The sequence below is a fragment of the Methylosinus sp. RM1 genome, assembly GCF_011378635.1.
Lineage (GTDB): Bacteria > Pseudomonadota > Alphaproteobacteria > Rhizobiales > Beijerinckiaceae > Methylosinus > Methylosinus sporium.
In genome coordinates, this window is sequence record NZ_WOVC01000021.1 from 37736 (window position 1) to 62756 (window position 25021).

Annotated in this window: 20 protein-coding genes; 6 read left to right on the forward strand and 14 right to left on the reverse strand. The window is 63.1% G+C overall.

The genetic code is table 11. From position 1 onward, the window contains the following. Positions 1–40: 40 nt before the first annotated feature. The 13 genes from FMZ75_RS21355 to FMZ75_RS14470 all read right to left on the reverse strand — a co-directional run bounded on the left by FMZ75_RS21355 (position 41) and on the right by FMZ75_RS14470 (position 15821). Entirely contained in the window at positions 41–583 is a 543-nt protein-coding gene (locus FMZ75_RS21355; protein ID WP_207783446.1) for a hypothetical protein, read from the reverse strand. A 708-nt stretch (positions 584–1291) separates the two neighbouring features. Beyond that, positions 1292–3013 carry a ShlB/FhaC/HecB family hemolysin secretion/activation protein gene (locus FMZ75_RS14415; protein ID WP_166143745.1) on the reverse strand — a complete coding sequence of 574 codons (1722 nt, stop codon included), beginning with the start codon at positions 3011–3013 and terminating at the stop codon, positions 1292–1294. Positions 3014–3044: 31 nt separating this feature from the next. Further along, complete coding sequence (locus FMZ75_RS14420; RefSeq protein WP_246728979.1) at positions 3045–6248, reverse strand: S-layer family protein; 3204 nt, start codon at positions 6246–6248, stop codon at positions 3045–3047. A gap of 402 nt (positions 6249–6650) precedes the next feature. Further along, positions 6651–7364 (reverse strand): molybdate ABC transporter substrate-binding protein, encoded by a 714-nt coding sequence (gene modA, locus FMZ75_RS14425; RefSeq protein ID WP_166143749.1) that lies wholly within the window; start codon positions 7362–7364, stop codon positions 6651–6653. 985 nt (positions 7365–8349) lie between these two features. Further along, a complete protein-coding gene (gene gspM, locus FMZ75_RS14430) occupies positions 8350–8907 on the reverse strand; it encodes a type II secretion system protein GspM (RefSeq protein WP_109027213.1) in 558 nt (185 codons plus the stop codon). A gap of 3 nt (positions 8908–8910) precedes the next feature. After that, on the reverse strand, positions 8911–9957 hold the full coding sequence (locus FMZ75_RS22175; RefSeq protein WP_166143751.1) for a PilN domain-containing protein: 1047 nt from the start codon (positions 9955–9957) through the stop codon (positions 8911–8913). A gap of 1 nt (position 9958) precedes the next feature. Further along, positions 9959–10858, reverse strand: coding sequence for a type II secretion system protein GspK (locus FMZ75_RS14440; protein ID WP_166143753.1), 900 nt, complete (start codon positions 10856–10858; stop codon positions 9959–9961). Beyond that, positions 10855–11634 carry a type II secretion system protein J gene (locus FMZ75_RS14445; protein WP_166143755.1) on the reverse strand — a complete coding sequence of 260 codons (780 nt, stop codon included), beginning with the start codon at positions 11632–11634 and terminating at the stop codon, positions 10855–10857. The genes FMZ75_RS14440 and FMZ75_RS14445 overlap by 4 nt, the downstream gene beginning before the upstream one ends. A 13-nt stretch (positions 11635–11647) precedes the next feature. Then, on the reverse strand, positions 11648–12067 hold the full coding sequence (locus FMZ75_RS14450) for a prepilin-type N-terminal cleavage/methylation domain-containing protein (RefSeq protein WP_166143757.1): 420 nt from the start codon (positions 12065–12067) through the stop codon (positions 11648–11650). Next, positions 12057–12500: a prepilin-type N-terminal cleavage/methylation domain-containing protein gene (locus tag FMZ75_RS14455; protein WP_166143759.1), complete on the reverse strand. Its 444-nt coding sequence runs from the start codon at positions 12498–12500 to the stop codon at positions 12057–12059. Before FMZ75_RS14455 ends, FMZ75_RS14450 begins: the two co-directional genes overlap by 11 nt. Beyond that, positions 12487–12951, reverse strand: coding sequence for a type II secretion system major pseudopilin GspG (gene gspG / locus FMZ75_RS14460; protein ID WP_166143762.1), 465 nt, complete (start codon positions 12949–12951; stop codon positions 12487–12489). Before gspG ends, FMZ75_RS14455 begins: the two co-directional genes overlap by 14 nt. Further along, positions 12948–14150: a type II secretion system F family protein gene (locus FMZ75_RS14465; protein ID WP_246728980.1), complete on the reverse strand. Its 1203-nt coding sequence runs from the start codon at positions 14148–14150 to the stop codon at positions 12948–12950. The genes gspG and FMZ75_RS14465 overlap by 4 nt, the downstream gene beginning before the upstream one ends. Then, a complete protein-coding gene (locus FMZ75_RS14470) occupies positions 14151–15821 on the reverse strand; it encodes a GspE/PulE family protein (RefSeq protein ID WP_166143764.1) in 1671 nt (556 codons plus the stop codon). A gap of 183 nt (positions 15822–16004) precedes the next feature. Here FMZ75_RS14470 and gspD point away from each other — a divergent pair, with 183 nt between their 5' ends. After that, entirely contained in the window at positions 16005–18335 is a 2331-nt protein-coding gene (gene gspD, locus FMZ75_RS14475) for a type II secretion system secretin GspD (RefSeq protein WP_370464722.1), read from the forward strand. Between the two features lie 41 nt (positions 18336–18376). Here the strand turns inward: gspD and FMZ75_RS21610 are convergent, their stop codons facing one another. Then, positions 18377–18829, reverse strand: coding sequence for a hypothetical protein (locus FMZ75_RS21610; RefSeq protein ID WP_246728981.1), 453 nt, complete (start codon positions 18827–18829; stop codon positions 18377–18379). A 309-nt stretch (positions 18830–19138) separates the two neighbouring features. Between FMZ75_RS21610 and FMZ75_RS14485 the strand changes: the two genes are divergently transcribed. From FMZ75_RS14485 to FMZ75_RS14505, 5 genes are all read left to right on the forward strand, one after another. Next, a complete protein-coding gene (locus tag FMZ75_RS14485) occupies positions 19139–19432 on the forward strand; it encodes a hypothetical protein (RefSeq protein ID WP_166143767.1) in 294 nt (97 codons plus the stop codon). A gap of 263 nt (positions 19433–19695) precedes the next feature. Further along, positions 19696–20712 (forward strand): 2,3-diaminopropionate biosynthesis protein SbnA, encoded by a 1017-nt coding sequence (gene sbnA / locus FMZ75_RS14490; RefSeq protein WP_142862088.1) that lies wholly within the window; start codon positions 19696–19698, stop codon positions 20710–20712. Between the two features lie 43 nt (positions 20713–20755). Next, complete coding sequence (gene sbnB / locus FMZ75_RS14495; protein ID WP_142862089.1) at positions 20756–21799, forward strand: 2,3-diaminopropionate biosynthesis protein SbnB; 1044 nt, start codon at positions 20756–20758, stop codon at positions 21797–21799. 8 nt (positions 21800–21807) lie between these two features. Further along, positions 21808–23574, forward strand: coding sequence for an IucA/IucC family protein (locus tag FMZ75_RS14500; RefSeq protein ID WP_207783447.1), 1767 nt, complete (start codon positions 21808–21810; stop codon positions 23572–23574). Continuing rightward, on the forward strand, positions 23571–24740 hold the full coding sequence (locus FMZ75_RS14505) for an MFS transporter (protein ID WP_166143772.1): 1170 nt from the start codon (positions 23571–23573) through the stop codon (positions 24738–24740). The genes FMZ75_RS14500 and FMZ75_RS14505 overlap by 4 nt, the downstream gene beginning before the upstream one ends. Positions 24741–25021: the final 281 nt, after the last annotated feature.

Here is a 25021-nt window from a genome sequence, read left to right on the forward strand (position 1 = left end):
GTGACCTGGAATAGAAACAGCGGCTCAGGACCGCATTCGGTCAGTCGGGACTAAAAGCGGGAGGCGCGCGAGAAGACCAGGGATTCTCCGGTCCCGTCGGCGGCGCGGCGACTTCATCGAGAAAGCGCCGCCCGGAAGTGACATGATCGAAGATCGGAAAGACGAGGAGGTCGAAAAGCGCCGCGGTGAAACGGATCAACCCGCCGTCCACGCTCGACGAACAAACTATGCAGCACTGAGAATGATCATGGCGCGGAACCGGCGCGCCATTGTCGCCCGTCGCATCCGCTCCGCACGATCGGGCTTCGACGGAGGCCTCTGTTTGGGAGTCGAACCCGACAAACCAGCCTCTTTCGTGCGAGACCACGGAGGCGACGCCCTGCAGGATCAGCACGCACGCAAGGAAATGCGCGATGAAAGCGCGCCTCGAAAACCCTCGCCTGGATTGCACATCCTTCATGCAACGCCGCTGCTTTGCGTGATTTACTCGAATGTAATTGTGCGTTCGCCGGCCTATGGAGTCAATAGTGTGTTCGAAATCGAGCCAAAAATCCCGCTCTTCGGGCAGCGCCCGCCGACGCATGATCCTGACGACATCGCATCATATCCTTCTTCGCCGCGGCCGATAAGGGCTTGCTGGGTAGACGTGATCGGAATCTCATTCTCGATCCCTAGACGTTCGGGATCGTTGGAACATGCCAAATAAATTGCGCTCGGCGACGAAACTGCCAGCGAGGCGAGAATCGCAATTCGGCCCCGTTGCGGTGGAATGGAAGGCGCGAGGTCTGAGGGCGATCGGGTGAAGGACAACAATCCTCCCCCTCATGCTGAGGAGGCTCCGCAGGAGCCGTCTCGAAGCACGAGGGGGAGCTCCAGCTGGCCGCGAATGAAGGTTTCCTCGTCCTTCGAGACGCCGCTTCGCGGCTCCTCAGGATGAGGAAACCTTCACCTGATCGCCCTGCGCGAGGTCTGGCATTGCCTTGACGTGGTTGCGCAAAGTTTCTGTCGTCGGGTAAGTTCTTCGTTCGGCCCCGATCCGAACTTCGATGAGATTTGCTTCTGCGGCGCGCCCGGCTTCATCGACCGATATGCGTTGACGCCTCGACTCCCACGCTATTTGCTCGTCGCGCTGCCGGCGGAGTTCCGATCGCGGGAAGCTCGAAGGCCGCGCCTTCGAGCTTCGCCAATCGAACGAGCCTGGAAATGTCCCCGCCGGCTCCGCGATCGACGCCGCGGGAAGCTCTGACGCGACAATCGACAAAGCTCCGGCGAATTTGCTGTTGCGCAAAGCTCAGAAGGTGAATCCGACCTGCAACAGCCCCTTCGTATGCCGGTCATAAGCCGTCGCGCCGCTATTCGTTCCGTAAGTGTGCGCGGCTTGCGCTTTCAGCACCAGCAGGCTGCCGCCGCCGATGTCATAGGTCGCGTAATAGCCGACGCCGACATCGTTCACTCCCGTATAGCTGCGCTGCGTCGTCGTGTAGGAGCCATTCTCCAGCCACACCGCGCCGATATCGGTGAAGACGCCCAGCGCATGGCGGTAATTCTCGATCTGCGGCAGCGCATATTTCAGCTCCGGCGTGACGAAATAGCCGCTGTCGCCTGCGAGGCCTTCGTCGAAGGAGCGCACACCCCAAAAGCCGCCGAGACTGAATTGCTCGCTGGTGTCGAGATTGCCGTCGAGCGCCTTTTGCGCGCGCAGATAGGTCGACAGCGAGAATTTTTCGTCGAACGCCACGGTCGCACTCACGGCGAGATTGATGCGATGGAAATTGCCCACCGTATCGACGCTGGCGCTGTTTTGCGTTCTCTGCGTCACATCGGGATAATCGACGTAGCCGGAGGTGAAAGACAGCATCGCGCTCGTCGCCAGCGGCAGGCCGAGCAGCTCCTGCGCGGTCTCGCGCGTCACGCCAATAGTGCCGAGCGCGATCTTGCGCTCCGATGTCGAGGTTCCTGCGATCCTGTCGTCCAGCCATTTATGGGTGAAATTCGCCCATAGCGAGATGCTCTCCTCGCGCTGGCGCACCAGCGCATAGTTCAGCGTGCCGGTGATGGCGTAGGCGCTGCCGGTGGCGTCCAAATCCTTATAGGCGCCGCCGAGCGCGTAAGTGGTGCGATAGGCGCCGACTTCCGCACGCAATCCGTCATAGCCGAGCGGAAACGAATATGCGACGCGGCCATTGGCGAGCGCGGCGCGCTCGGAGACGATCGCCGAGCCGGAGAGACGATCGCCGAAGCCGAGCGGCGAGTTGATGACGAAGCCGCCATTCAAACGATCGCGGCCCGTATAGGGCGAACCGAAATTATCGCCCAAGAGATAGCCTGCGACGCGCTTTCCTTCCGGCACGGCGAATTGAAAATCGGATGTCTCTTGGCTCTTGCCGGGCGAGACCACGATGCGCGGCGCGCCGGCGCCGGGCAGATCGGAGACGAGCAGCAGCGCGCGCTCCAACGCGTCTTTATGAATGAGCGCTTCATCCGCGAGCGCCGTGTCGACGACGCCTTGCAGAAAGCCCGCGTCGACGGCCGAGGAGTTCTCGACGAGCACGCTGCCATATTTGCCGACGACGAGCTTGATCTTCAACGATCCGCTGCGCGCATCCTGTGCCGGCACATAGGCCTTGGCGACCAGAAAGCCCTTGGCGCGATAGAGCAGAGTGACCTTGTCCGCGGCGCCGTAGATGTCGCCGAGCGTGAGCTTGCGGCCTTCATAGGGCGCGAGAATTTCACGCAGCTCGGATTCTTGGACGAGCAGCGGCCCTTCGACGACAAAATGTTTGACGAAGAGCGTCTCCTTGCTGGCGAGGGTGAAGCGCGGCTCGGCGATTTGCGGCAACGCGGGCGCGCTCTGCCGCGGCGGCGCAGGCCGCGCTTCCTCGGCCTGACGCACGGCGTCGCCGATATTGTAAGGCAGGATCGGCGTCGGCGCGCTCTGCGCGAAGGCCTGCGGCGCAGCGAGGAGAAGCGCCGGCGCAGCGACGCAGGAGAGGAGCAGACAGCGGAAATTCATCTGAGGATAAACCTTTCTGGTCCCGTGCGTCTTATTGGGCCTTCGGGGCGGGCGCGGAGTTCTTGCCGTCTGTTCCGAGATCGAAATGCTGGCCGTCGATCTCTATGCTGCGAATGCGGGCGCGATAATGGGCGCCGGGCAATGGGGCCTGGGCCCTGCGCGCGCCGCCTGCGTTCGCCGAGGATGCAATACGCGCAGGCGCGCGCGCGGCTGGAAGCTGCGTCTGCGTCGACTCCTGGCCCGTCAGATTATCATCGATATTCGCCGAGGCGTTGGCCGAGGCGACGGCGGATTTGCCGGCGGCGGTCGATGCCGCCGCATTCTGTGGCTTCGTCGCGGCGACCTCCGCGGCGTTGGAGATCACATTGCCGGCCGCAGCGGCCGTCCGCTGCGTCGCGGCGAGCTGCGCGGCGGCGCGCGCCTCCGCCTTCACGTCACGATAGGAATTATTCGTGATCGCGCCTAGCTTGCCGGTATTGTTTCCGATCAAGCCGCCTGCGTTCGCGCCGCCCGATACGCTGCCGATCGCCGAAGAATTCGTAACGGAGCCGATCAGCGTTCCCGTGTTCTGAACTGTGTCCACGTTTACCCCGACCAGGGCTCCCGCATAGCGGCCGCCGGAGACATCGCCACTTGCAAAAGCTCTGTCGATCGCGCCGCTATTGCGGCCGACGAGGCCGCCGACCTCTCCGCGCGGGCTCGTCGCTGTCACATTGCCTGTGGCGGAAACATCGGAGATGCTGCCGCTATTACTGCCGACCAATCCTCCGACCTGGGTGAGACCGGTCACATTGCCGCTGGCGGAGGAATTGGAGATGCTGCTTAGGCTGGCGGTTCCGACGAGGCCTCCGACATTCACGCTATTGACGCCGGCGCTCACATTTCCAGACGCGTGCGAGCCCGTGATGGTGCCGGGGGTTGTGGAGACGACGACCCATTTGCCGTCGACGAGGCCGAGGTTGGTGACGCCCGACAGGCCGCCGACAAGGCCACCGACATTGTTCACCCCATAGGTGCTGTTGGGCGCATGGATGGTCACGTTTCCAGAGGCCCAGCTATTCGTGATCGCTCCGCCCCGTTCGCCGCCGACCAGCCCTCCGACTCCGCCGCCATTCGTCTCCGTGGCGTTCGTCCAATTCACCGTCACATTGCCGGTGGCGTAGGAGTTGGTGATCGTGTTGATATTGGAGCCATTATTGGTGGCCTGACCGATCAGGCCGCCGATGGCGCTCGTGTCATTGGCGTTCAAATCTCCGGTGGCGTAGGAGTCGGAAATTTTGCCGCCATAGCTCTGCCCGACGAGGCCGCCGACATTGGAGGCTCTACCCAATATATTGATCGCCACATTGGTATGGGAGTTGGTGACGACGCCGAGATCCCATCCGACCAGCCCGCCGATTTCATTCGCGGGGATCGTGGTGACGGGCGTCGTCAAAGTTCCCGTGACATAGGAATTGTCGATCACCCCCGTGCTCCAATTCACCGCTACAAGTCCGCCCACGGTGTGGAGGCCGTTGATCGTCAAGTTCGACGCATAGGCGTTTGTGATCTTGCCCCCATTTTCCGCGACGAGCGAACCAAGTTTGAAACTCGCGGTCGAGCCCGTGATGCTGGCGCCGACGAGCCCAATATCGCGAACTGCGCCAGCGGAGCTCGTCCGTGAGCCGAGCGATCCGATCAGCCCGATATTTTCAATTCCGGCGCTAGCGTTGATCGTCAGATTGGAGACCGTATGGCCGAGACCGGCGAGCGTGCCGGCCAATGTCGGAACGACCGCGCTCGCATAGGTCGTTCCGGACGCATCCAAATTCTGCGCCAGCGCATAATAGCCGGAACCGCCGTCGATAGCGGCGAGATCGCTCATGCTGTGGATCAATCTATAGGCGTCGCCGTTGATTTTCAGGCTCGCGCTGGCGCCGCTCAACGTCACCGAAGCGCCATTGGCGGTGTTGATGCTGTAATTCGTCCCAGAGGCGGCGCTGCCGGTCGAAGCGTAATTGCCATAGTTGAGGACGAGCCCGGCGTTCGCGCCGGTCGCTGTGATCGAGGAATTGATATTGATGTTGTTGGTCGCATTCAGCGTCAGTATCGTGTTGCCCGACCAGCTCACCGCGCTGTTGACATTGAGATTGCCGTCGGTTCCGCCGCCGCTCGTCGACCAGAGGGTGATATTATTGCTGGCGAGCAGGCTGCCGAGCAGCGTTCCCGTGATGTCGCCGTTCGTTCCGATGGTGAAGCCGTCCGGATCGATGGTCCAAGTCCCGGTCTCTCCGAAGGCGGCCGCCGTGGTGACGAGCGTCCCATCGGCGATCGTCACCTTGTCGCCCGAGGTCTCGATCGTTCCGCCCTTGCCGCAATCGGGCGCGGAAGCGTCGAGCGTGCCGGACACCTTGGTCCTCCCGCCCTGGGCCAGCAGCTTGATCTTGCCGATCTTCACGCTTCCCGTGGATGAGGAGCCGCCGGTCAGATCGGCGAGCGTGCGCGCCTGGATGATTCCGCTATTGTTCACCTGCGCCGATAGAACCGCATCGGCCGCCTTGGCGGTCATCACCACATTGCCGCCGTCGGCCTTGATCAGCCCTTTGTTCTCGACCAGAGCGTCGTAGGTTCCCTTGTCGATCGTCACATCGAGCAGCGAATCGCCGCTGAAATTGAGCGTGATCGCATCGCCGGAGGCGAGCGCGATGGTCCCTAATTTGGCGTTGATCGTCCCTTCGTTGGAAACCGCCTTGCCGAGCAGCGCCACATAGCCGCCATCGGCGGCGTTGATCGTCCCCTTATTGACGACAGCGGCGGAAGAGGAGCCGGAGAAAGTGTAATTCCCGGCCATGAAATTGGAATTGGAGATGTCGAGCGTGGAGGCGACGAGGCCACCGACATTCACCTGCGCATCCTTGGTGAACATGATGCCATTGGAGTTGATGATGAACACCTTGCCATTGGCGTTGAGCGCGCCGGCGATGATGCTCTGCTCATTGCCGACGACGCGGTTGAGCGTCACCGACATTGCGGTGGGCTGGAGGAAATTGACGGTCTCACCCACGCCGATCGAAAAGCCCTGCCAATTGATAATGGCGCGATTGGTCGATTGCGTGACATTGGTGACGTTGGGCGTCGAGGAGATGGTCGCCGCGCCATCGACGACGACGCCCCCCGTCGGATTGGCGAGCGCGAAGCTCGGCAGGGCAAGAATTGCCGCGATCGCCGTCATTGTCATACGGGACGACTGCGACATGGATGGACGATCTAGTCTCGAGGGGCGACCAGCGGCCGCGCGATATAAGATTCTATAATCTTTGTGGCTCATCGAGCATGCCCCTTTTTGCCCATGACGATTTTGTTTATGTATTATGACTACATTAGCTAATGGCGCAGGTTCCGGTCAATGCGGGGGATGGCGTCGAAATGGACAAGTTATTGTGAATTTAAATATAAATTTGATGCATAACGATTAATCTCGATGCAGTACGCCTTCGCGCTCGCTTTTGGTGCCGGCCTGGCGACGCATCGAGGACTCCGGCTGGCGCGGAGCGGCATTGGGGACGGATATGAAAAATGCCGCCGCGGGAAAACCGCGGCGGCATTCTCTTTGTCTTCGGCTCGTTTCAGCACGGATCAGCGAAGCTGCCCGCTCTGCTCACGGAACGCCGTAGCAATAGTTCAGCAGGGTCGTGATCATCTGCGACTGCGGCGAGAGCGTGTGATCCGTCAAATAGGCGACGAAGGCGTTGAGCGCCGTGTCTTCCGCGCTGGTCCGGGCGCTGCGAGCGATGCGAAGGCCCGACTGGTTGATCGGGTCGTAGTTATAGATCACCGGCGACACGCTGGTGTCCGTCGGCGGATAGGCGAGCGCGGAACCTGAAGTGGGATAGACCTTGTTGTAACAGATTTGCGAAAGCGCGACGAAGCCGACCGTCTCAGTCCCATTTTGGACGGCTTGGAAAGTCGTATCGATGTTCGAGTAGATGTTGACGAGGCTATTGCTGGAGAGCGGGGCCGTGAGACCGTAGCGTCCCGTGAGCAATTGGGAGGCGGCCGTGCCATAGGGCGCGGTGGTGGTATTGGCGACCGCGACCTTGGAATAGGTGCTGGAGTTGTAGCCAGAGCTGACGTTCACGCCTGTCGTATTGGACCAGAGGGCGAGCGTGCCCACCGCATAGACGAAGGGGCTGCCGACGCCATAGCCGCTGGCGAGGCTGGCGGGAGTCGCGCTGTTGGCGGCGAGAAAGAGATCGACGTTCAGGCTATTGCCGCCGGTGATCTGACTCGCGAGCGTGCCAGTGGCGCCGCATTGGACCAGAGTGACGGTATAGCCAGTGGCGCCCTGGAATGCCGTTATCAGATCTCCCAAAGGCGTCGGATCACCCGGAGTTCGCGGAGCGCAGAAATTGGCTGCGGCCGAGACATTGATATTCGTAGCCAGCGCTGGCGACGCCCCACCGGAGAAAAGCGACGCGACAACCGCAACAGCAGACAGAACCGTCTTCATTTTGTATTTTTGCATACCCCATACCCCTTCGTAAAAAGGCGCGATGCAAGCCAGCCACCCCGGCTCGCCGCCATTGTGTGAAGTATTATATTTGCTCACACGCATTTAAAACGTGTATATACATGCGTTATGAGTCGTAGATATATTACCTGCGATTTTTTGCCTGTCAAGCTCGCCGGGTGTTCGCAATGTGAAGATGATACAAGGCGGCAGGCCTCCGTCATAAGCAAATCGCCTTATTTACGCGCGTCGTGTGACGTTTAGATAGGCTGTCGCCAATTTATCTGGCAGGAGTTATCCTTGCCGGAATCCAGATCTGCAATATATTATTCATACAATTGTAGCCTTCTGATCCGCTGTTGCGAGCCGACGCCTCAATCGCCCTCGGAAGCCGAGGCATCGGGTAAAGGAGATGTGATCGCCGGGCGAGCCGGCGACGCGAACAATGCGACGACATGACGACGCGCGTCCCGTCCGAAAACCACGCGCCGGGGCGCAATTTCGACCACACGCCATCCTTCGATCTCGTCGTCTCTCCGCAAGCTGCGCATCCGAATCGGCGGCCCGGTCTTCACCAGCGCTCGCGCGCCGCTCCAATCGGTCACGACGCCCATCAGAGTGAGTCGCGGAGGCTCCGGCGGCGGAGGCGGCGCCTCGTCTCGGAGTGCCGCGGTGGGCGGAGGGGGAGGACGCCGACTCGACGAAAACAAAGGCCGTCGCAGCGTCTCCGCCAGCTGCCCCGGCTCGAAGCGCGCCAAAGGGTTGAGACGAGCGCGCTCTCCTGTTTCTTGGGCGGAGGCGGCGACGCAAGCGGCGGCGAGCAAGGCGCCAAGGAGGTAAAGCCCCCTCATATTCGAATCCTCCGCCAGAGAGCGCGCAGATCCAACGTGACGCGCAACGCCGATGGCTCGGGGCCCCGCTGGCCGCCGCGCAGCGGCGAAACGGAGAGCGTATCGACGAACACATAAGGCACGCCGGTCTCGAGCTCGTAGAGCAGCGTCTGCAAGGGTGCGAGACCCATGTCGAATGTCGCTCGCAGCCGCACGACATCGGACGTGTCCTCGCGCGTCGTCGGTTGCGCGGCCGATGTCGTGACGCTCACATGCCGCGCGACGACGAGCCTCGTGAGATGGGCCTGCAGCAGAGCGCTCGCCTGGCCTTGCGTCGGCGCGGCGAAAAAGGCCGCCTCGGGCGCGATCGCGGCTTTGCCATGGACGCCGCTGCGGCCTTGCGCCGCCTCCACCTGCGCGAGAATGGCGCGCCGCTGCGCCGCCTCCTCGGCGGCGTCGCTCCAGGAACCGAGGGCGAAGACCGCGGCGGCGGCGCAGCACGCCATGAGAAGGGCGAGCGCGCCGAGCGCGAGACTCTGTTCGCGATCGAGATCGAGGTCGAAGTCGATTCGCATGGATCATTTTCCCTTTTTCGTGGCTGCGGCGAGCTGCGCTTCGACGCCGAAGCGAAACAGCCGGCCGTCGGAAGCGCGCGTCGTCGGCGCAGAAAAATGCGCGTCGAAGAATTGTCCGGTCTTTTCCAGAGCGTCGATGAGCGGCGGCGCGTCGTCGGCGAGCCCGGATATGCGCAGCCTGCCGCCCTCCAGACCGAGGCTCTCGAGAAAAGCGCCGTCCGGAATGGCGCGCGTGAGCGCGTCGATGAGAACGACGGCCGGCGTCGATGCCTCTTTCCATATCCAGGCGCGCTCGGAGGGCTGCAGGGCGGCGATCACGGCCGGGTTTTTGGCGGCGTCGGCGCGCTTTTGCAGCGCATGGGCGCGCGCCGCCAGTGCCGCCGCCTCTTCCTGGAGCGCGCTGGCGGAAAGCGACGCTCCCAGCACGATGAACGCGCAGAGCGCGACATAGGCGCCGATCCCGCCGCCGACGCAGAGCCGGATGCGCCGACGCTGCGCCGCATCGCTCTGCGTCGCCCCCTTCGTCCAGAAAACGATGGGCTCGTGGGTCGCGTCCGCGGCGCCGACGACGCGATCGACCGAGAGCCCCATTTCGGCGAGCGCGGCGCGCGCGGCGTCTATGTCGGCTTTCCGCGCGATCAGCACGCGCGCGGTCACGCGTCCGGCCTCCTCCGGCGTCGCTCTATGGCCGTGCAATATCTGGCTGACCGGCCAGGGCGAGAGCCGATCGAGCTGATTGGCGACGATGCCGGCCAAAAACTCGCGCGCCTGCGCCGGCGCGACCAATGTGCGCGTGACGGTCGTCTCGCGCGGCCATTCGAGCAGGACGAAGCCGCCGCGCGCATGTCGCAGGATCTCTTCCGGCAAAGTCGCGCCGATCGAGGCGGCGGCGAGGGGCGGCGCATCGGGATCGGCGCCCGAGCGAAACAGAAATCGATCGCCCGAGCATGTGACGCGCAACATGTTCCGAATGCGCCGCCTGTCCGCGATGAGCGTGAGGAGACCCCCGAGCACGTCCAGCCAGCGGAAGAGAAGGGCGAAATTCGGCACCTCAGCGTGTCTCCGAAAAGCCGCCGGCATAGGCCGAAGCCCGGGGCGATTGGCGAAAGGCGAGAATTCGGTACGGCTCGCTGTCCTTCGGCAGCGTGACGATGATCGCCTCGGCCGCGGAGGCGAAACCATCGGCGAGCGCGACCGCGATCTCGAGCCGCGCGACGCTGTGATCGGCGGGTTTCGCGTAGCGCGCAGCGGGACCGAGAATGCGTTCGTAATCGGGCGCCTGGAGCGCCCCCTCCGCGCGCGCGCTCAGCAGGCGCTCGATGCGCGCCTCCGTCATTTGCGGCAGCAGCCGGAGCGTTTCCGCCGGCGCTGTCGCGGCGTTCACCGTCGTCTCCCCGAAGACGGTGACATAAGGCGCGACGAGACGCGCATATTCGGTCGGAACGCCGGGAATCCGCGCCAATTGTCCGACATTGGTGAAAATCTGGTCGAACCGGCGTCTTTCCGAGGATTCCGGCTTTTGCGCCTTTGCAGCCGTCGCTTGTGTCGATTCGCGCCGCCGCGAGATCGCCAGCGCCGCAACCTGCGCATCCGGCGCGCCGAGACCGGCGAGCAGGGAAGCGAGCGTCTCGACCGGCGCCTTGTTGATGTCGATGCGGCCGAGCTCGTCGCTGATCTGTACGCGCCCCTCGCCACTCCGAAGCGAAAAGCGCGCCTCGGCCGGAAGCAGCGGCCGGCCGCGATATTTGATCAGCAGATCGGCGCCGGCCTCTATGCCCGCGGCGATCAGCGCCTCGGCCTGGACGCGGTCGCGGTCGACCGCCAGCAGTCCCGCAAAGCTGCGCAGGCCGGCCGAGGCCGCCATGGCGAGCGCCGAGAGCAGCGCGATCGTCCACAAGACGGCGACGAGGACGACGCCCCGCCGCGGGCGGATGCTCCGCACGGGCTTCATGTCGGCGCCCGTCCCAGCGGTGGCGGCGGCGGCTCCGGCGCTTTCTTTGCCCCCGGGAGACATTGCGCTTCGGCGCTCGCGCAGTCGGCCGGCGCGTCGGCGCGCAGCAGGAACTCCGCTCCCGGAGCGAGGCGCTGGCCCGTCTCCTCGTCGCGCAGATCGAGGCGAAAGAGGCGCGGCTGCTCGCTCTCGCCTCGCCAGACGTCCTTCCAGCTCGCAACGCCCTTCTCGACGCGCGCATAAGCGAAGGAGATGTCGAAACGCCCCTCGAGCAGCACGACGTCATCTTTCGCCTGTCCCCGGTCGAGCCCCACGTCCGGGCCGAGCCAAGGCGCGCGCCGACGAACGAGGCGCGTACTCTCGCCGGCGGGCTCGACGGAGAGGGTGACGACCTCCTCCAGCGCCGCCTGCGCGCCGATGGCGCTCGCCGTCACGAAGACGACGCTTTTGCTATCGCCATCGAAAGCGACCAGAGGAGGCGGCGTCTCCGGCTTTTTGCCATTCGCGCCGGGCAATGCGGGCGCCGGCGGCGCTATGGCGCCGGACGGCTTCAGCGCCACATGGCGCGCCGCGCCGAAATCCCGCGACAGACGCTCCATAGCGAGAGCGAAGCGCTCGGCGTCGTTCACGCCGCGCGCGCCATGATCGAAATGAGCGGCGACATGATGGGTGAGCGCCGCCGCCCCGACGATGATCGACGAAGCCACGGCGAGGGCCGCGAGCGTCTCGACGAGCGTGAAGCCGGCGCGGCGTCCTGTCTCTGGCCTGCCTCGCATGTTCCTTCCCCTGCTACGGATCGAGCGCGAGACGGATCGTCTCCGCCGCGACGGATTGACCGCCAGAGCCCCAGGCGACACGCGCCTCCACGCGATAGGCCGACCATTTGCGCCCATCGGCGCCCTCTTTCACCGGCGTCGCGTCCCGGAAGCTCGGCGTCTCGAGAAAGATCGGCTCGACGGCGATGCGCCAGCGATAACCGCCGCTCTCTCCTTCCCGGCTCTCGGGAGGGCCGGCGCGGTCCGAGGGCGCCGCGATGAGCGACCGCAGCAGCTGCTCGGCCACGACGCGCCCTTTGCCCTTGGCGAGCGCCCCACGCGCTTGAAAGAGCTGCGGGCCGAGCGCGGCGGCGAAAGCAGTCAGCAGGGCGAGCGCGACCAGCGCCTCGATGAGCGTGAAGCCGGCGCGACGGCGGGCGTGGTCACGGCGCATCGACGGATACTCTTCCGCTGAACCAATCGACCCGCACCTCATAGCGCGCGCGCTCTTTGGCGAAGGCGAGGACCGCGCCTGTCGAGGCGCCGTCCGGCTCGAAACGCGCGACCCCCCGCAGATCGCCGTTCGACTGCTCTGCAGCGAGGAGATCGAGCGACACATCCCGAGGCACGGCGACTATTCCGCCGCTGTCGCCGATCAGCGACCGCGTCGAGACATCGAGCGCGACCTGACGGGGATGGCCGCTCAGCATGGCGCCGAGCCGTTCTCGCCGCAGCAGCGCCGCCGCCTCGAGCGCGACCGCTTTCAGCGTCGGCCGTCCCGAGCCGAAGGTCCATGTGACGACGAGAGCGGAGATCAGCGCGACGATCATCATCACCGCCATCATTTCGACCAGCGTGAAGCCGGCGCGCCGCTCAATGTTCGACATTGGAGATATCCGCCGCCGCGCCGAGGCCTCCCTCCTGCCCGTCCGAGCCGAGCGAGACGATTTCGTAAGGCGGAACGTGATCGACGGGGAAACGATACAGATAGGGCTTGCCCCAGGGATCATTGGGCAGGCGACCGCCTTTCACATAGGGACCGTTCCAAATGTCCACGCCGCTCGGCCGTTGCACGAGCGCGGCGAGCCCCTCGGAAGAGGCGGGATAACGTCCGACGTCGATGTAGAAGAGATCGAGCGCCGAGGCGAAGCTCTCGATCTGCAGGCGCGCCGTCTTCACGCGGGATTCGCCGAGATAATTGAGCACGCGCGGACCGACGAGGCCGAGGATGAGGCTGATGATCGTGAGAACCACCAGCATTTCGACGAGCGTGTAGCCGGCGCGCGCGCTATTGGGGACGCGACCGAGATCGTGATGCGGCGTGCGGGAGAGTGTCATTGGGCGAGTTCCGTTATGCTGAGAAGAGCGCTCATGATCGAGGTGACGAGAGCGCCGACGAGGACGCTGACGACGACGATGGCCGCTGGGCCGATCGCGCCCATGAGCCGATCGAGCCCGACCCCGAGCCGATGCTCGTAGAATTGCGTCGCATGGGCCGCGATCGCGGGCAGATCGCCGGTCTCCTCGCCGATCCGCAACATGCGGACGGCAAGCGGAGGCAGCAGCCGCGTTTCGGCGAGCGCGTCGGCGAAGCGGCGGCCGCTGCGAACCTGCTCGTGAATCCTGTCGATCGCCGCGGCCGATTGTGGCTCGACCACGACATCGCGCAGGATTTTCAATGTCGTCGGCAAGGGCACGCCATTGCCCAGAAGAAGGCCGAGCGCTCCGATGACGCGCGTCGTGCGCCAATCCTGCATAGGGCCGGCGACGCCGGGAACGCGCCCGAGCGCCGAGATCGCCGCGGCGTGCGCGCCCGGCTGCGAGAAGGCGTAGAGCAGCGAGAGCGCGAAGGCCGCACATAGGGCGAGAAAAGAATAGAGATTGGCGTGCAGCCAGGCGGAGGCCGCGAGCACGAAGGCGACGCCCCCATTCAATCGATCGCCGAGATCGTGAAACACGGGCTCGAACTGCGGAACGACATAGAGCATGAAGAAAAACAACACGAGCAGCGCCGCGCCGATGAGAAAAAGAGGATAGCGAATGGCCGAGCCGACTCGCTCGGAGAGCAGCTCGCGCCGCACACGATCCTCGACGATCGCCGCGAGCACGGCTTGCAGCTTTCCGGAGGCTTCGCCTGCGCGCGCCATGGCGACATAGGCGGGATCGATGATATGCGGATGTCGCTCCAACGCCTCCGCGAAGCTGTCGCCCGAGGAGATCATCGAGCGCAGCGCTGTCGCAAAGCCCTGAATAGGCTTGCTCGCATCTTCCGCCAGCGTCTGCAGGGCCGCGTCCAGCGTGAGGCCTGCGCCGACGAGCAGCGCCAGTTGACGTAGAAAAATGGTGACGTCGCGCGCCGGCGCACGGCCTCCGGCGGAGGCGACGTCGCGCCTCTTTCCCGACGCGACCTCCGCCTCTATGGGCAGATGCCCGAGATATTCGATGCGTCGCAACACGTCCTCGCGGGTCGCCGCTTCGACCTCGCCGGCCACCATTTCTCCCGTTCGCGTCACTGCGCGATAACGAAACTGCGGCATTCAAAGACTCATGGTGACGCGGAAAATTTCGTCGATCGTCGTTAGGCCGGCACGGCATTTGGCGACGCCGTCCTGCGTCATGGACGTCATCCCCTCGCTTTTCGCGATAGTCTCCAATTCATGACCGTCGACTTTCGGCCCGATGGCGGCCCGCAGCGCGGCCGAAGCCTCGATGACCTCGAAGACGCCTTTGCGCCCGCGAAAACCGGTGAAATTGCACCATTCGCACCCTTTCGGCCGATGCAGAATCTCGCCGGCGCCGAAGCCGAGCGCCGAATAGCGCGCGTCGGCTTCGAGGACAGGCTCGGTGAGCTCGTGCGGCTCTTTGCAATCCGGGCAGAGGATGCGCACGAGGCGCTGGCCGACGACGGCGCGGACGCAGGAAGCGAGCAGAAAGCTCTCGACGCCCATATCGATGAGGCGCGTGATCGCGCCCGCCGCCGTATTCGTGTGCAAGGTCGTCAGCACAAGATGGCCGGTGAGCGCCGCGTGAACGCCGATATGAGCCGTTTCCCCGTCGCGCATCTCGCCGACCATGATCACATCGGGATCCTGGCGCAGAAAGGAGCGCAGCGCAGTCGCAAAGGTCAGCCCTATCCCCGGATGGACCTGCATCTGATTGACCCCGGGGATTTGATATTCGACAGGGTCCTCGACGGTGAGAATCTTGCGAGTCGGCTCGTTGATCTCGGAAAGCGACGCGGCGAGCGTCGTCGTCTTGCCGGAGCCGGTCGGCCCGGTGACGACGATCATGCCGAAAGGCGCCTGCAGCATTCGCCGCAGTATGTCGCCGTCGCGTCGCGAAAGGCCGAGCTCATTCAGCGCGACGACGCCGGCGCCTTTGCGCAGAAGGCGCACGACCGCCCCCTCGCCGTAGAGATTGGGCGATGTCGCGACGCGCAGATCGATCTCCGCGCCGCCGACCACGATGCGCGCGCGCCCGTCCTGCGGCAGGCGCCGCTCGGTGATGTTCAGGCCCGCCATGATTTTGAGGCGCGACAGCAGGCCTTTGGCCATGCTCGCCGGCGGCCCGGGCGCGGGCTTCAACAGGCCGTCGACGCGTATGCGCGCCTGCAACGCCCCGGCGAATGGCTCGATATGCAGATCGGTGGCGCGCTGCTCGACTGCGAGGCGCAGCAGATCATCGAGCGCGCGCACCACGGGCGCGCCGCGCGCGAGATCGCGAAGATCGTCGAGATCGTCGGAGGCGGCTTCGGCGCTCGCCGTCTCTACGGCCTCCGTCGCCGGCGGCTTTTGCGCCGAGCCGAGCGCGGCCTCGATCTCCTCCGGCGTCGCGACCGCGACGCGCACGCTCCGTCCGAGGGCGGTCTCTATAGCCGAGCGCATCTCGTCCTCGAGCGGCGCGGCGATAGCGAGAACCAGCTCGTCGTCATGCACGAAGGGAAAGAGGCGTCCATCCCGGAGAAAGCGCGGCGACAAGAGCGCGCCGCCGAATGTCACGCCGGCGAGTTCGCCGCGCGTCACACGCTCGCACGAATAGAACTTCGCGAGCTCGTCGGCGAAGGCCGAAGCCGATAGCTTCGTCGCGCTCGCCCAATCGAATTCGGCGAACGCCTCGCTCTCATTGGCGCGCCGGACGGGCTCGAACGCATCGGCCTCGCGAAGCCCGCCCTCATGAGCGAGATATTTCAAGAACGCGTCGCGGGACATCGAATTCACGTCGCCAGCCAATGCAAGATTCTTGCGTAAGCGTCATGTGGACTCTATACATAACGAGAAAGAGGCGCAAGAAAATTATTGGCGCGGATCTTGCCAGACGAGGCTTGTCGCGCCTTTCGTGAGTCCGCGTCGGTATATAAACGATCTATAGCTTGTGGTGTCGGAGTGTGTAGAGTGGCTCGTGTTTTCCGGTTTCGGACAGCGCATCCGAGAAAGTTTCTGTTCCTGATCGCGCTCTTGCTGCAAGGCTGCTCGTCCTCCGAGCAATTGATGGGGATCGGTCCCGGCGACAGCGTCGATGTCGCCCGCATGAAAGACTTCACCGCCTATTTTCCGACGACCGCCTCCGTCGGCTCCCGCCTCGACAAGAGCGCCGCCCGGCCGGTTCTCTATCCCGGCGCGGAGGACGCTTCGCCAAAGCGCTCGCCGGGCGAGGCGCCGACGGAGCCCGGCGTGACCTCGCGCGGCGACGAAATAGAGATGAATTTCGAACAGGCCGAAATTCAGACGGTCGCCAAAGCGCTGCTCGGCGACGCGCTCGGCCTCGACTTCACCATCGATCCGCGCGTCCATGGCGCGGTCACCATCGTCTCCGCGGGACCCATCCCGAAAAAAGACATTCTGCCGACATTCGAAAATGTGATCCGCATGTCCAACGCCGCTCTGCTCCGCGAGGGCCGGCTCGTTCGCATCGTTCCGCTCCCGGAAGCCAATGGCGCGGGGCCGACCACGATCGGTTCCGTGCAACCGGGCTATGGCGTCACAATCATCCCTTTGCATAACACTTCGGCTGTTGCGCTCGCCAAAACGGCGGAGAATTTTATTGCGCGCGCCGGCGCCATCCGCGCGGATGCGACGCGCAATCTTCTTCTCGTTCACGGAACGTCGAGCGAGCGCCGAGCCGTCGTCGACATGGTCTCCAGCTTCGACGTCGAATGGCTGCGCAATCGCTCCGTCGCCATATATCCGCTGAAATCCACCTCTCCCGACAACATCATTCGTGAGCTCGAGCGAATATTCGACACTGGCGAAAACGGCCAGGGCGCCGGAACGGTCGCCTTTCAGCCCATGCCCCGGATGAACGCCGTCCTCATCGTGACCCGCAATCGCCAGCTTCTCGAACGCGCGACCCTATGGCTGCGGAGGCTCGATCGATCCGACGTGAGCGGATCGACTGTGCGCGTCTATCAGCTCGTCAATGGCAATGCGGCGCGCATCGCAAAGATCCTGAACGAGATATTCGTCGGCAAGGGGGCCGGTCAGGCGACCGATTCCGCTGCGAGCCAGCTCGCGCCCGGAACCAGCGGGGCGCAAGCCAAGCTCGACCAGCTTTCGACCGGCAGCAGCTTCTCGGGAAACGCGAGCGCATCGGCGGCCGGCTCGCAGAATAGCGCGAGCCAGCAGTCCGCCGCCGGCTCCGGCCGAGGCAATCAGATCGCGGCGGCCTTCGGCAATTTCGCCGAACAGAAAAACGCCGAGAGCGAAGAAAAGAGCAATGGCCTCGGCGCCTCCGGATCGTTGCCCAAGGGCGTGTTCCAAAATGTGCGCATCACGGCCGACAGCGCCAATAATTCCATTGTCGTCTATTCGAGCCAAGACGATTATCTCGTCATCGAGCGGTCGCTGCGCGCGCTCGACAAGCCGCAGCTGCAGGTTTCGATCGAAGCGACGGTCGCCGAAGTGACGTTGACCGACGATCTGCAATATGGCGTGCAATATTATCTCGGCGGTTCTTCGAGAGCCAATGGGTCATTGACGAACGCGACGACCGCCGCCGCCGCGACTTCGTCGTCGACCTCCTCCTCCTCCTCTACGACGGACGTCGTGTCGAATCTCGTCCTTCAACGCGTGTTGCCGGGCTTCAATTTGCTGCTGGGACCGGAGGCGCAGCCTCATGTGGTGCTGAACGCGTTGACGACGCTGACCAGCGTCAAAGTGCTGTCCTCGCCCTCGCTCGTCGTATCGGATAATCAGCCCGCGCTCCTGCAAGTAGGCCAGGAAGTCCCGATCTCGACAGGCTCTGCGACGGTTCTGTCGACCTCCAACACCATCGTCAACTCGATCCAAATGCGCGACACCGGCGTCATTCTAAAGGTGTGGCCGCATGTGCACGCCGATGGCGTCGTCCAGCTCGAAGTCGAGCAGGAAATCTCCAATCCGGTGAATACGAGCCTGACCCCGACCATCTCGCAGAGGCGCGTCCATTCGACGGTCTCGGTCCGAAGCGGGCAGACAGTTCTGCTCGGCGGCCTGATCAGCGAGCAGGAGAACCACACCAAGGATGGCATTCCGGGCCTTCGGCATCTCACCTATCTCGGCGATCTCTTCGGCAGCACGACCAAGAACAAGGATCGCTCGGAAATCATCATCTTCATCAAGCCGCGCATTATTCGCGACTCGCTCGACGCGCAAGGAGTCGCCGAGGAATTCCGCTCACGCCTCGACATGATGCGCAACGCGCCTTTGGTCGTCAACGGTAACGATACGACGCGAATTCGCAAGTGAGGTCCGACGCCGCGACATGCCTGCCGGATACGGAGTTCGCCCTATTCCCGCCCCACGCCGAATGGTTGTCGAGTATGCGCCAAAGCGGAGCCAGCTCTGAACGCCGTCGGTGGATGCGCCGGAAATTTCCTCGGGCGCTTCGCATGAATCTCACGGAGCACCTCCAGCGCGTCGAGCAGGGCGTCGCCGAATAGCAGCGAAGTCGCCTCTCGGCCGAAAGTCTCGACGTGTTTCACTCCCTGGCGCCGGCCGACGGGATCGTTATGCGCTGTCAACGACACGGGTTTGCGCGCAGCGGCGACGATAATCGGCGACGGCGCGCGCGATCGGACGCCGTCCGAAAGCGAGAAGCGATCGCGGAAGCGATCGAGCTGCTTGGGATCGATGGCGTGAACGCGGAAACCTCGCTCCATCAAGCTTTCCACGATGGGGCCATGCGGAACTTCGATGGCGACCATCACGGCCTCGGGCGGCGTGCCGGTGGTGTCGAACATTTCGGAATTGCTTCAGGTACGTAATCTGTGCTACGTAATTTCGTTAATGAAATCCGTATTGTTTTTGGAATAGTTATAGGTTTCGCCGATCTACTTTGTAATAATTCTTCTTCTAGACAGAGCGGAACAGAGCTGTCCTTCGCCGCCGCCGCACAAGAAGAGCGCGGCACAGCCCGCCCGACGCCATGCTCCGACAAAGCGCGTGGGACTCGACCCTGCCCGAGGTCATCTCTCAGACCTACGGAGGCAAGCGATGGCTGAGACGAGGTAGGCTTCGGTTTGTCGTTCGAACCGAAAGGAGCCCCGAAGATGCGCCCGATTGTGGATCAAGCGCCCGTGGCCGCCGCTCTGGATTACGATAGCACGCTGATCGGAGCATTGGAGTCGAGTTCGAAGAAATGGATTGTCGCGGTCCAAGTCCCGGGCTCGCGCAAGCACACGAAATATGTCGTCGAGCCGAACGCGCCGGCTCTGGCGACGCTGCTCGAGACGTTGAAAGCGCGCAGCGTTGCGGCCGGCAAGGCGCGCTCGACATTCGCGAGCACTAAACCGACACCGCCGGCGCCATATGATCTTTCATCCGCTTCCCTTCCTCATATTTAAACTGCAATACTTCTAAACTGCTTTCTATAATGCTTCCAATCACGCCATTGATGCATTGACGGGCTTCGGCGCGTGATCGATGCTCGGGCAAGATCGATGATACTCAACAACTGCAAGCGCCCGGCTCGCCAAAATTCGCCTGCTAACCAATTTTGGCTCAGAATATTGAAACCTCATGGCTCGCTAAAAGCTCACTGAGTTAGTGTTCCGGCGACTCAGCCGAATTTAACACTGCTATTTTACCCGTTAGACGGAGCACCAAAATGATTCCGAATCTCTATTCTTTCGTCGGCGATACGCCTCTCGTGGAGTTGGAGGTCCCTTTCGGTGGCGCGGAAATCAGGCTGTTCGCCAAGCTGGAAATGTTCAACCCCGGTGGCAGCATCAAGGATCGGCCGGCGTCGTTCATGATTCAGCAAGGGATCGCTGACGGAAGAATCACCAACAGCACTCATTTGGTCGAGAGTTCCTCTGGGAATCTTGCCATCGCGATCGCAATGATCGCACGGCAAATGAAACTAGAGTTTACGGCCGTCATCGATCCGAACGTCACGAAAAATAACCGCGAGCTGATCGAGATTTATGGCGCCAAAATCGAGTTCGTCGACGAGAAGGATGTAGAAGGAGGCTATCTGCAATCACGAATTCGTCGCGTGCGTCGACTTCTGGACGAATTGCCGAACGCAGTCTGGCTGAATCAGTACGCCAATCCAGACAATCGACGCTCTCATTACGAAGGCATTGGAGAGGAAGTCGTACGAGACATGCCAGTCGAGCCGACACACGCTTTCATCGGCGTCAGCACATGCGGAACGATCATGGGAGTGGCTCGTCGACTGCGGGAAGCATGGCCGGCTATTCGTATCGTTGCCGTCGATGTCGTGGGCTCCGTCATATTTGGCTCCCCGGGCGGACAGAGACGACTTCCGGGCATCGGCGCCAGCCGTGTTCCCGAGCAGCTCGACACATGCGAGATCGACGAGGTCGTCTATGTGACCGATTGGGAGTCCATGCAGGGTTGTCATAGGCTCGTTCGTGAAGAGGGACTGCTCGCGGGCGGTTCCTCGGGCTCGATTATCGCAGCGATCGAAAAAATGGTCCCCCGCCTCCCGCACGACGCCGTCATCGTCACGGTGCTGCCCGATCGCGGCGAGCGCTATCTCGACACTGTCTATAATTCGAATTGGTTGCCCGAGAACGAGCGTGCGCGGCGACCTCTTCACGACTCTCACAGAATTCTCGCCAAGACATCCAGACCGCAAAGCGTCACCCAGTCTTAGCCGAACACCCAAAAGCATCTTTTCCTTCCTGAGGTCCTCATCGATGAACACTTTCGACATCGTCCGGCATGCGCCGGCGAGCGCTCATGCGTTGCGTTTTCTCTCCCGCGCCGACATCGCGTCTCTCGGGGGAAATCACTCGGGGCTCTACATGCAGGCGGTGGAAGACGGCTTTCGACTTCACGCCGCAGGTGACTATGCGCAGCCGCTTAAGCCCTACTTGCGCAGCCCCCGTTCCTCCCATATCGCCGACCGCATCATCGCCATGCCCGCCTGGATCGGCGGCGACGATCCTATCGCCGGAATAAAATGGATCGGATCGAAGCACGACAACCCCTCGGCCAGGTCCATGGAACGAGCCAGCGCGGTTATCGTCCTGAACGACGCCAACACGCATTTTCCGATCGCAATTCTGGAGGCGGGTCGGATCAGCGCTCTACGCACCGCCGCGGTGACGGGCGTAGCCTGTCGCCACCTCGCCAAGCAACAATTTCGTCGAGTCGCGATCATCGGATGCGGCCCCATCGGACGCACGCAGATCGAGATGTTCTGCGAGCAATTCCCATACGTTCGAGAGATCCGTCTTCACGACGCCCACGCCGTAAACCTCAGCGAGGGAGTTCAATGGGCGCAGACGGCGTTTCCCGAAGTAGAGTTCGTGCGTTTCGAGCGTCCTCGCGCCGCCATCGAAGGCGCGGATGTGGTGGTTACCTGCACAGTAACCGATCGGCCGTACTTGCCATTCGAGTGGCTTTCGCCCGGAGCATTCCTCGCCAACGTCTCCATCATGGATGCAGAAAGGGACGTCTTCCTGAGGGCGGATAAGGTCGTCGTCGACGACTGGGATCAGTCCAATCGCGAGAAAAAGATCATCAATCAGCTCGTCGAGGCGGGCTCATTCTCGAGGCAGCAGCTGTATGCCGAACTCGGCGAGATCGTCGTCGGCTCCAAGCCGGGCCGCGAGAACGGCGAAGAGATCATTCTGCTCAACCCGATGGGGATGGCTATCGACGACATCGTCTGTGCGCGAGCGATCCTGCGACGCGCCGAAGCAGGCGACGTCGGAACAATGCTCGACTTGTTCTGAGGTCGATCATGCGCCAGCCGCCCGCCGCCGCCGATCCTGTGCTCACAGAACTGCTGGAGCTATTGTGGACAGAGGATATCGCAGGTTTTCGCTCGCGAATTGTAACCGAAGCACGAGACGGCCGCGTGTCGGGCCGCTTGCGTCTCGGTGAGATCGAATTGTCGGCTACGCTCGATTGGGACGGCTGGCGCGAGGAGCTTCGGCCATCGGCGGTCTTCGCAGAGTCCGCTGAAGGCGCCGTGCGGCTGGATGCGAAAGATCTGTTGTGGATCCTTCTTTCGGCTTTGAGAGATCTCGACCTGGCTACACTCGATCGCACGATGCGGCAGCTCGACGAGAGTATTCGTAATTCCGAGCTTTTGGAGAGAGCCGCTCTTCTTCTCGAGGAAGACTGCAAGCTCGCCCTCGAGAAGAACAACAGCTGGATATGGGAAAGACTTGCCGCGTGGCGCGACAGGCCTTTCCACCCTCTCGCGCGCGGCAGAGGGGGCTGGGAAAAAGACGAGATCGAAACCTATGGCGCGGAATTCGGACGGCTATTCGCGCTGCGTTGGTGCGCCGTGTCACGCGACCATATCCGGAAGTCTCCCGCTATGGACCGACGAGAGCCCGCGGATATCATCCTGGCTCCATCTCAGGTGGAGGCCTTGACGGAGGAAATGGCGCGATGCGGCCTCGCGGAGACCCATATCGCATTTCCCGTTCACCCTTGGCACTTGGAAGCCGCCGCGCCTTTGGAGTTCGGTCCCGAACTTGCTTCGGGCGAGATCGTCATTCTCGGTTTCGTCGGACCCCTCGTTAGCGCGACGTCGTCGTTGCGGACGGTCGCGATCGCTTCGACTCCTCATCGCCATGTCAAGCTTCCATTGGACGTCTACACGCTCGGCGTACGACGTCTCATGAGCGCGCAATCGCTCCACAACGGCTTGCTCGGGGCCGCCCTCCTGGAGGAGGCCAGCTCGCGCAGACCGACCATTGCCGCTCGTGTGCGGATCGCGGATGAAGCTCGGTTTTGGACGTTCGACGAAGCGTCGCGCGACGTCTTCTCGCCGCGCTCCGCTGTTCTCGGTTGCGCAATCCGTGACTTTCCTCTCCTCGCCGACGACGCGACATTCGTTCCGTTGGCGAGCTTTTCGGTCGCGCCGTGCGCTGGACTGCCTCCGGCGATCGAACAGGCCCTCGGACTTCGGTCCGGAGTGAGCATCGAAGCCTTTCTCGAGGAGCTGTTCACGCTCGTTGTCGGCTTCGCCGTCGAGGCGCTGCAGTGTGGATTCATCCCCGAGATGCATGGCCAGAATGTTTTGATCGAGCTGATCCGAGGGCAGCCGGTCAGAATCTTGCTGCGCGATCACGACACAGTGCGTTGCCTGCCGGAATGGCTGAGAAGAGTGGGTCTTCAGCCGCCGGCCTATCTGATCAAGGACCCGCGCCGGGCCACCATGCTCCTTCAGAGCCCGGAGGAACTGATAGCCTACGCGCAAACGCTACTGTTCGACGTCGCCTTACGGGCGATCTGCGAAATGGTCGATCGTTCGGGGCATCTAGAACTTCGCGCCGCGAAAGGGCTGCTCCGCCGCGTGACCGCGAGAGAAATCGAGCGGCTCGAGGGGGCCTCCGACGTTCGCGAACGCCTGAGAGCCTCTTTTCTGGACAGCTCCGAGTGGCCCTTCAAGCAGATTTTGACTCCTCTTCTCGCGACCCCGCAGCTCGGCCTCGGCATGCCGAGCGCGATCGGCCGGGCGAAAAACCCGCTCGCAAATCTGGAGGTCCCATGAGCGTCGCTCTCCGGCGCTACCGACGCGCCACGATTTTCGCCGTGCAATTCGTAACGGCCGCGACACCGCTCGCGGTCGTTCCGTTCCTGTCGCTGCAGATGGAGCAGCTGACGCGGGGATCAGTAGCGGAAGCATCCGTTTGGACCGCAGTAGCGGCCGCCGCTCCCGCTGCGACTGCGGTAGCTTCGACGCCGCTCTGGGGCCGTTTCGCGCGCGGGCGGGCGATGTCTCTGCTGCTGTCTTCGACGTGCTTCTTGACCGCTTCGAGTTACGTGGTGATGGCCGTCGCCGATGGGGCGGCGACATTCGCCATGGGCCGAGCTCTGCAGGGCGCCGCCGGCAGCGGCATTCTTCTGCTTCTGGCAGTCGACCGCCCGAACACCCGTCCCGGGAGCGGCTATGTCGATTTGCAACAGGCGTTCTCCGCCGGCTGTCTCGTCGGCCCAGTCCTCGGCGGATGGGCGTTCGTTCATCAGAGCTTCTCTGCGCTCCTGTGCGTCGCAGCGGCCGCTCTTTTCGCACTCGCGATCGCCTGCGCCCTGTTCTTCGAGACAGCCCGCTTCGATCTGTCGCAAAGGTGTCGAGGCGAGATCGATATATCCGAGCCGACAACAGGGCGACAGCTCGGCCGAAGTCGTGTCCTGACTGTCGCCGCCATGTTCGGGACGGCGGGCGCCTTCGGCTTCATTCCTTTTTTCGCCGAATGGTCGACGACACGGGACGCCGTGCACTTCGATGCGAGCGCCGTAGGCATGGTCCACGCGTCGGCATGGCTCGCTGCGATCATAGTCCTTCCGATCTGGAGTCGCATAATCGACATGGCGGCCGCAACCCGCTCGATCGCGCTGTCATTGATCGGATCATCCGCGGCCTGCGTTGCGCTGTCCATTTCGACCACCGCGCACTCGATAATCGCTTTTCGCGTCGCGCATGGCGCCTTTCATTCTGGACTCAATCCGGCGCTCTATGCCGGATTACGCCGATCCGAAGAGCCAGATCGAGAGCTCGTTTCCGCGCGCACCGGCGTCACTCTCGGGCAGATTCTCGGGCCTGCTCTATGCGGGGTTGTCGTTTCTTTCGTCGGCGCCGATGGCGCGCTGGTGACCGCGGCGGGACTGCCCGCCATCGGGTTGCTCGTTCTCTTCACCGTGCGAGGCGATCGATGACGACCATGAGTGAAAACCCGGCGGCTATGTGGGACCGTCTGGAACATAACCGGCTCATCAACACTTGGCTACGCGAGAGATGTCCGGAGCTTGCAGCCAGGATGGCCGAGAGACGGACCGGGGCGGCCGGAGCAGTGTGGGAAATTCCCGTTGGCCGCCAGTTCGTGCTCGCCGTCTGTCGACGCTATTCGCCCGGCGGCTTCCACGAGTGGACCGCGATTCGGCTCCATGGCCCCGAGACGAACGCAGACGAGATCGCGCCTCATGACCTCGCTTGCCTC

Bases quoted from the DNA above. Each gene is read 5' to 3' on its own strand.
- FMZ75_RS14445 (WP_166143755.1), bottom strand. From the start codon at position 11,634: ATGCGAGGCAGGCCAGAGACAGGACGCCGCGCCGGCTTCACGCTCGTC.
- FMZ75_RS14450 (WP_166143757.1), bottom strand. From the start codon at position 12,067: ATGCGCCGTGACCACGCCCGCCGTCGCGCCGGCTTCACGCTCATCGAG.
- FMZ75_RS14485 (WP_166143767.1), top strand. From the start codon at position 19,139: ATGCGCCCGATTGTGGATCAAGCGCCCGTGGCCGCCGCTCTGGATTAC.
- sbnA (WP_142862088.1), top strand. From the start codon at position 19,696: ATGATTCCGAATCTCTATTCTTTCGTCGGCGATACGCCTCTCGTGGAG.
- FMZ75_RS14500 (WP_207783447.1), top strand. From the start codon at position 21,808: ATGCGCCAGCCGCCCGCCGCCGCCGATCCTGTGCTCACAGAACTGCTG.
- FMZ75_RS14420 (WP_246728979.1), bottom strand. From the start codon at position 6,248: ATGTCGCAGTCGTCCCGTATGACAATGACGGCGATCGCGGCAATTCTT.
- FMZ75_RS14440 (WP_166143753.1), bottom strand. From the start codon at position 10,858: ATGAAGCCCGTGCGGAGCATCCGCCCGCGGCGGGGCGTCGTCCTCGTC.
- FMZ75_RS21610 (WP_246728981.1), bottom strand. From the start codon at position 18,829: ATGTTCGACACCACCGGCACGCCGCCCGAGGCCGTGATGGTCGCCATC.
- FMZ75_RS14505 (WP_166143772.1), top strand. From the start codon at position 23,571: ATGAGCGTCGCTCTCCGGCGCTACCGACGCGCCACGATTTTCGCCGTG.
- FMZ75_RS14415 (WP_166143745.1), bottom strand. From the start codon at position 3,013: ATGAATTTCCGCTGTCTGCTCCTCTCCTGCGTCGCTGCGCCGGCGCTT.
- FMZ75_RS14465 (WP_246728980.1), bottom strand. From the start codon at position 14,150: ATGCCGCAGTTTCGTTATCGCGCAGTGACGCGAACGGGAGAAATGGTG.
- FMZ75_RS14455 (WP_166143759.1), bottom strand. From the start codon at position 12,500: ATGTCGAACATTGAGCGGCGCGCCGGCTTCACGCTGGTCGAAATGATG.
- gspM (WP_109027213.1), bottom strand. From the start codon at position 8,907: ATGCGAATCGACTTCGACCTCGATCTCGATCGCGAACAGAGTCTCGCG.
- FMZ75_RS14470 (WP_166143764.1), bottom strand. From the start codon at position 15,821: ATGTCCCGCGACGCGTTCTTGAAATATCTCGCTCATGAGGGCGGGCTT.
- sbnB (WP_142862089.1), top strand. From the start codon at position 20,756: ATGAACACTTTCGACATCGTCCGGCATGCGCCGGCGAGCGCTCATGCG.
- FMZ75_RS21355 (WP_207783446.1), bottom strand. From the start codon at position 583: ATGCGTCGGCGGGCGCTGCCCGAAGAGCGGGATTTTTGGCTCGATTTC.
- gspG (WP_166143762.1), bottom strand. From the start codon at position 12,951: ATGACACTCTCCCGCACGCCGCATCACGATCTCGGTCGCGTCCCCAAT.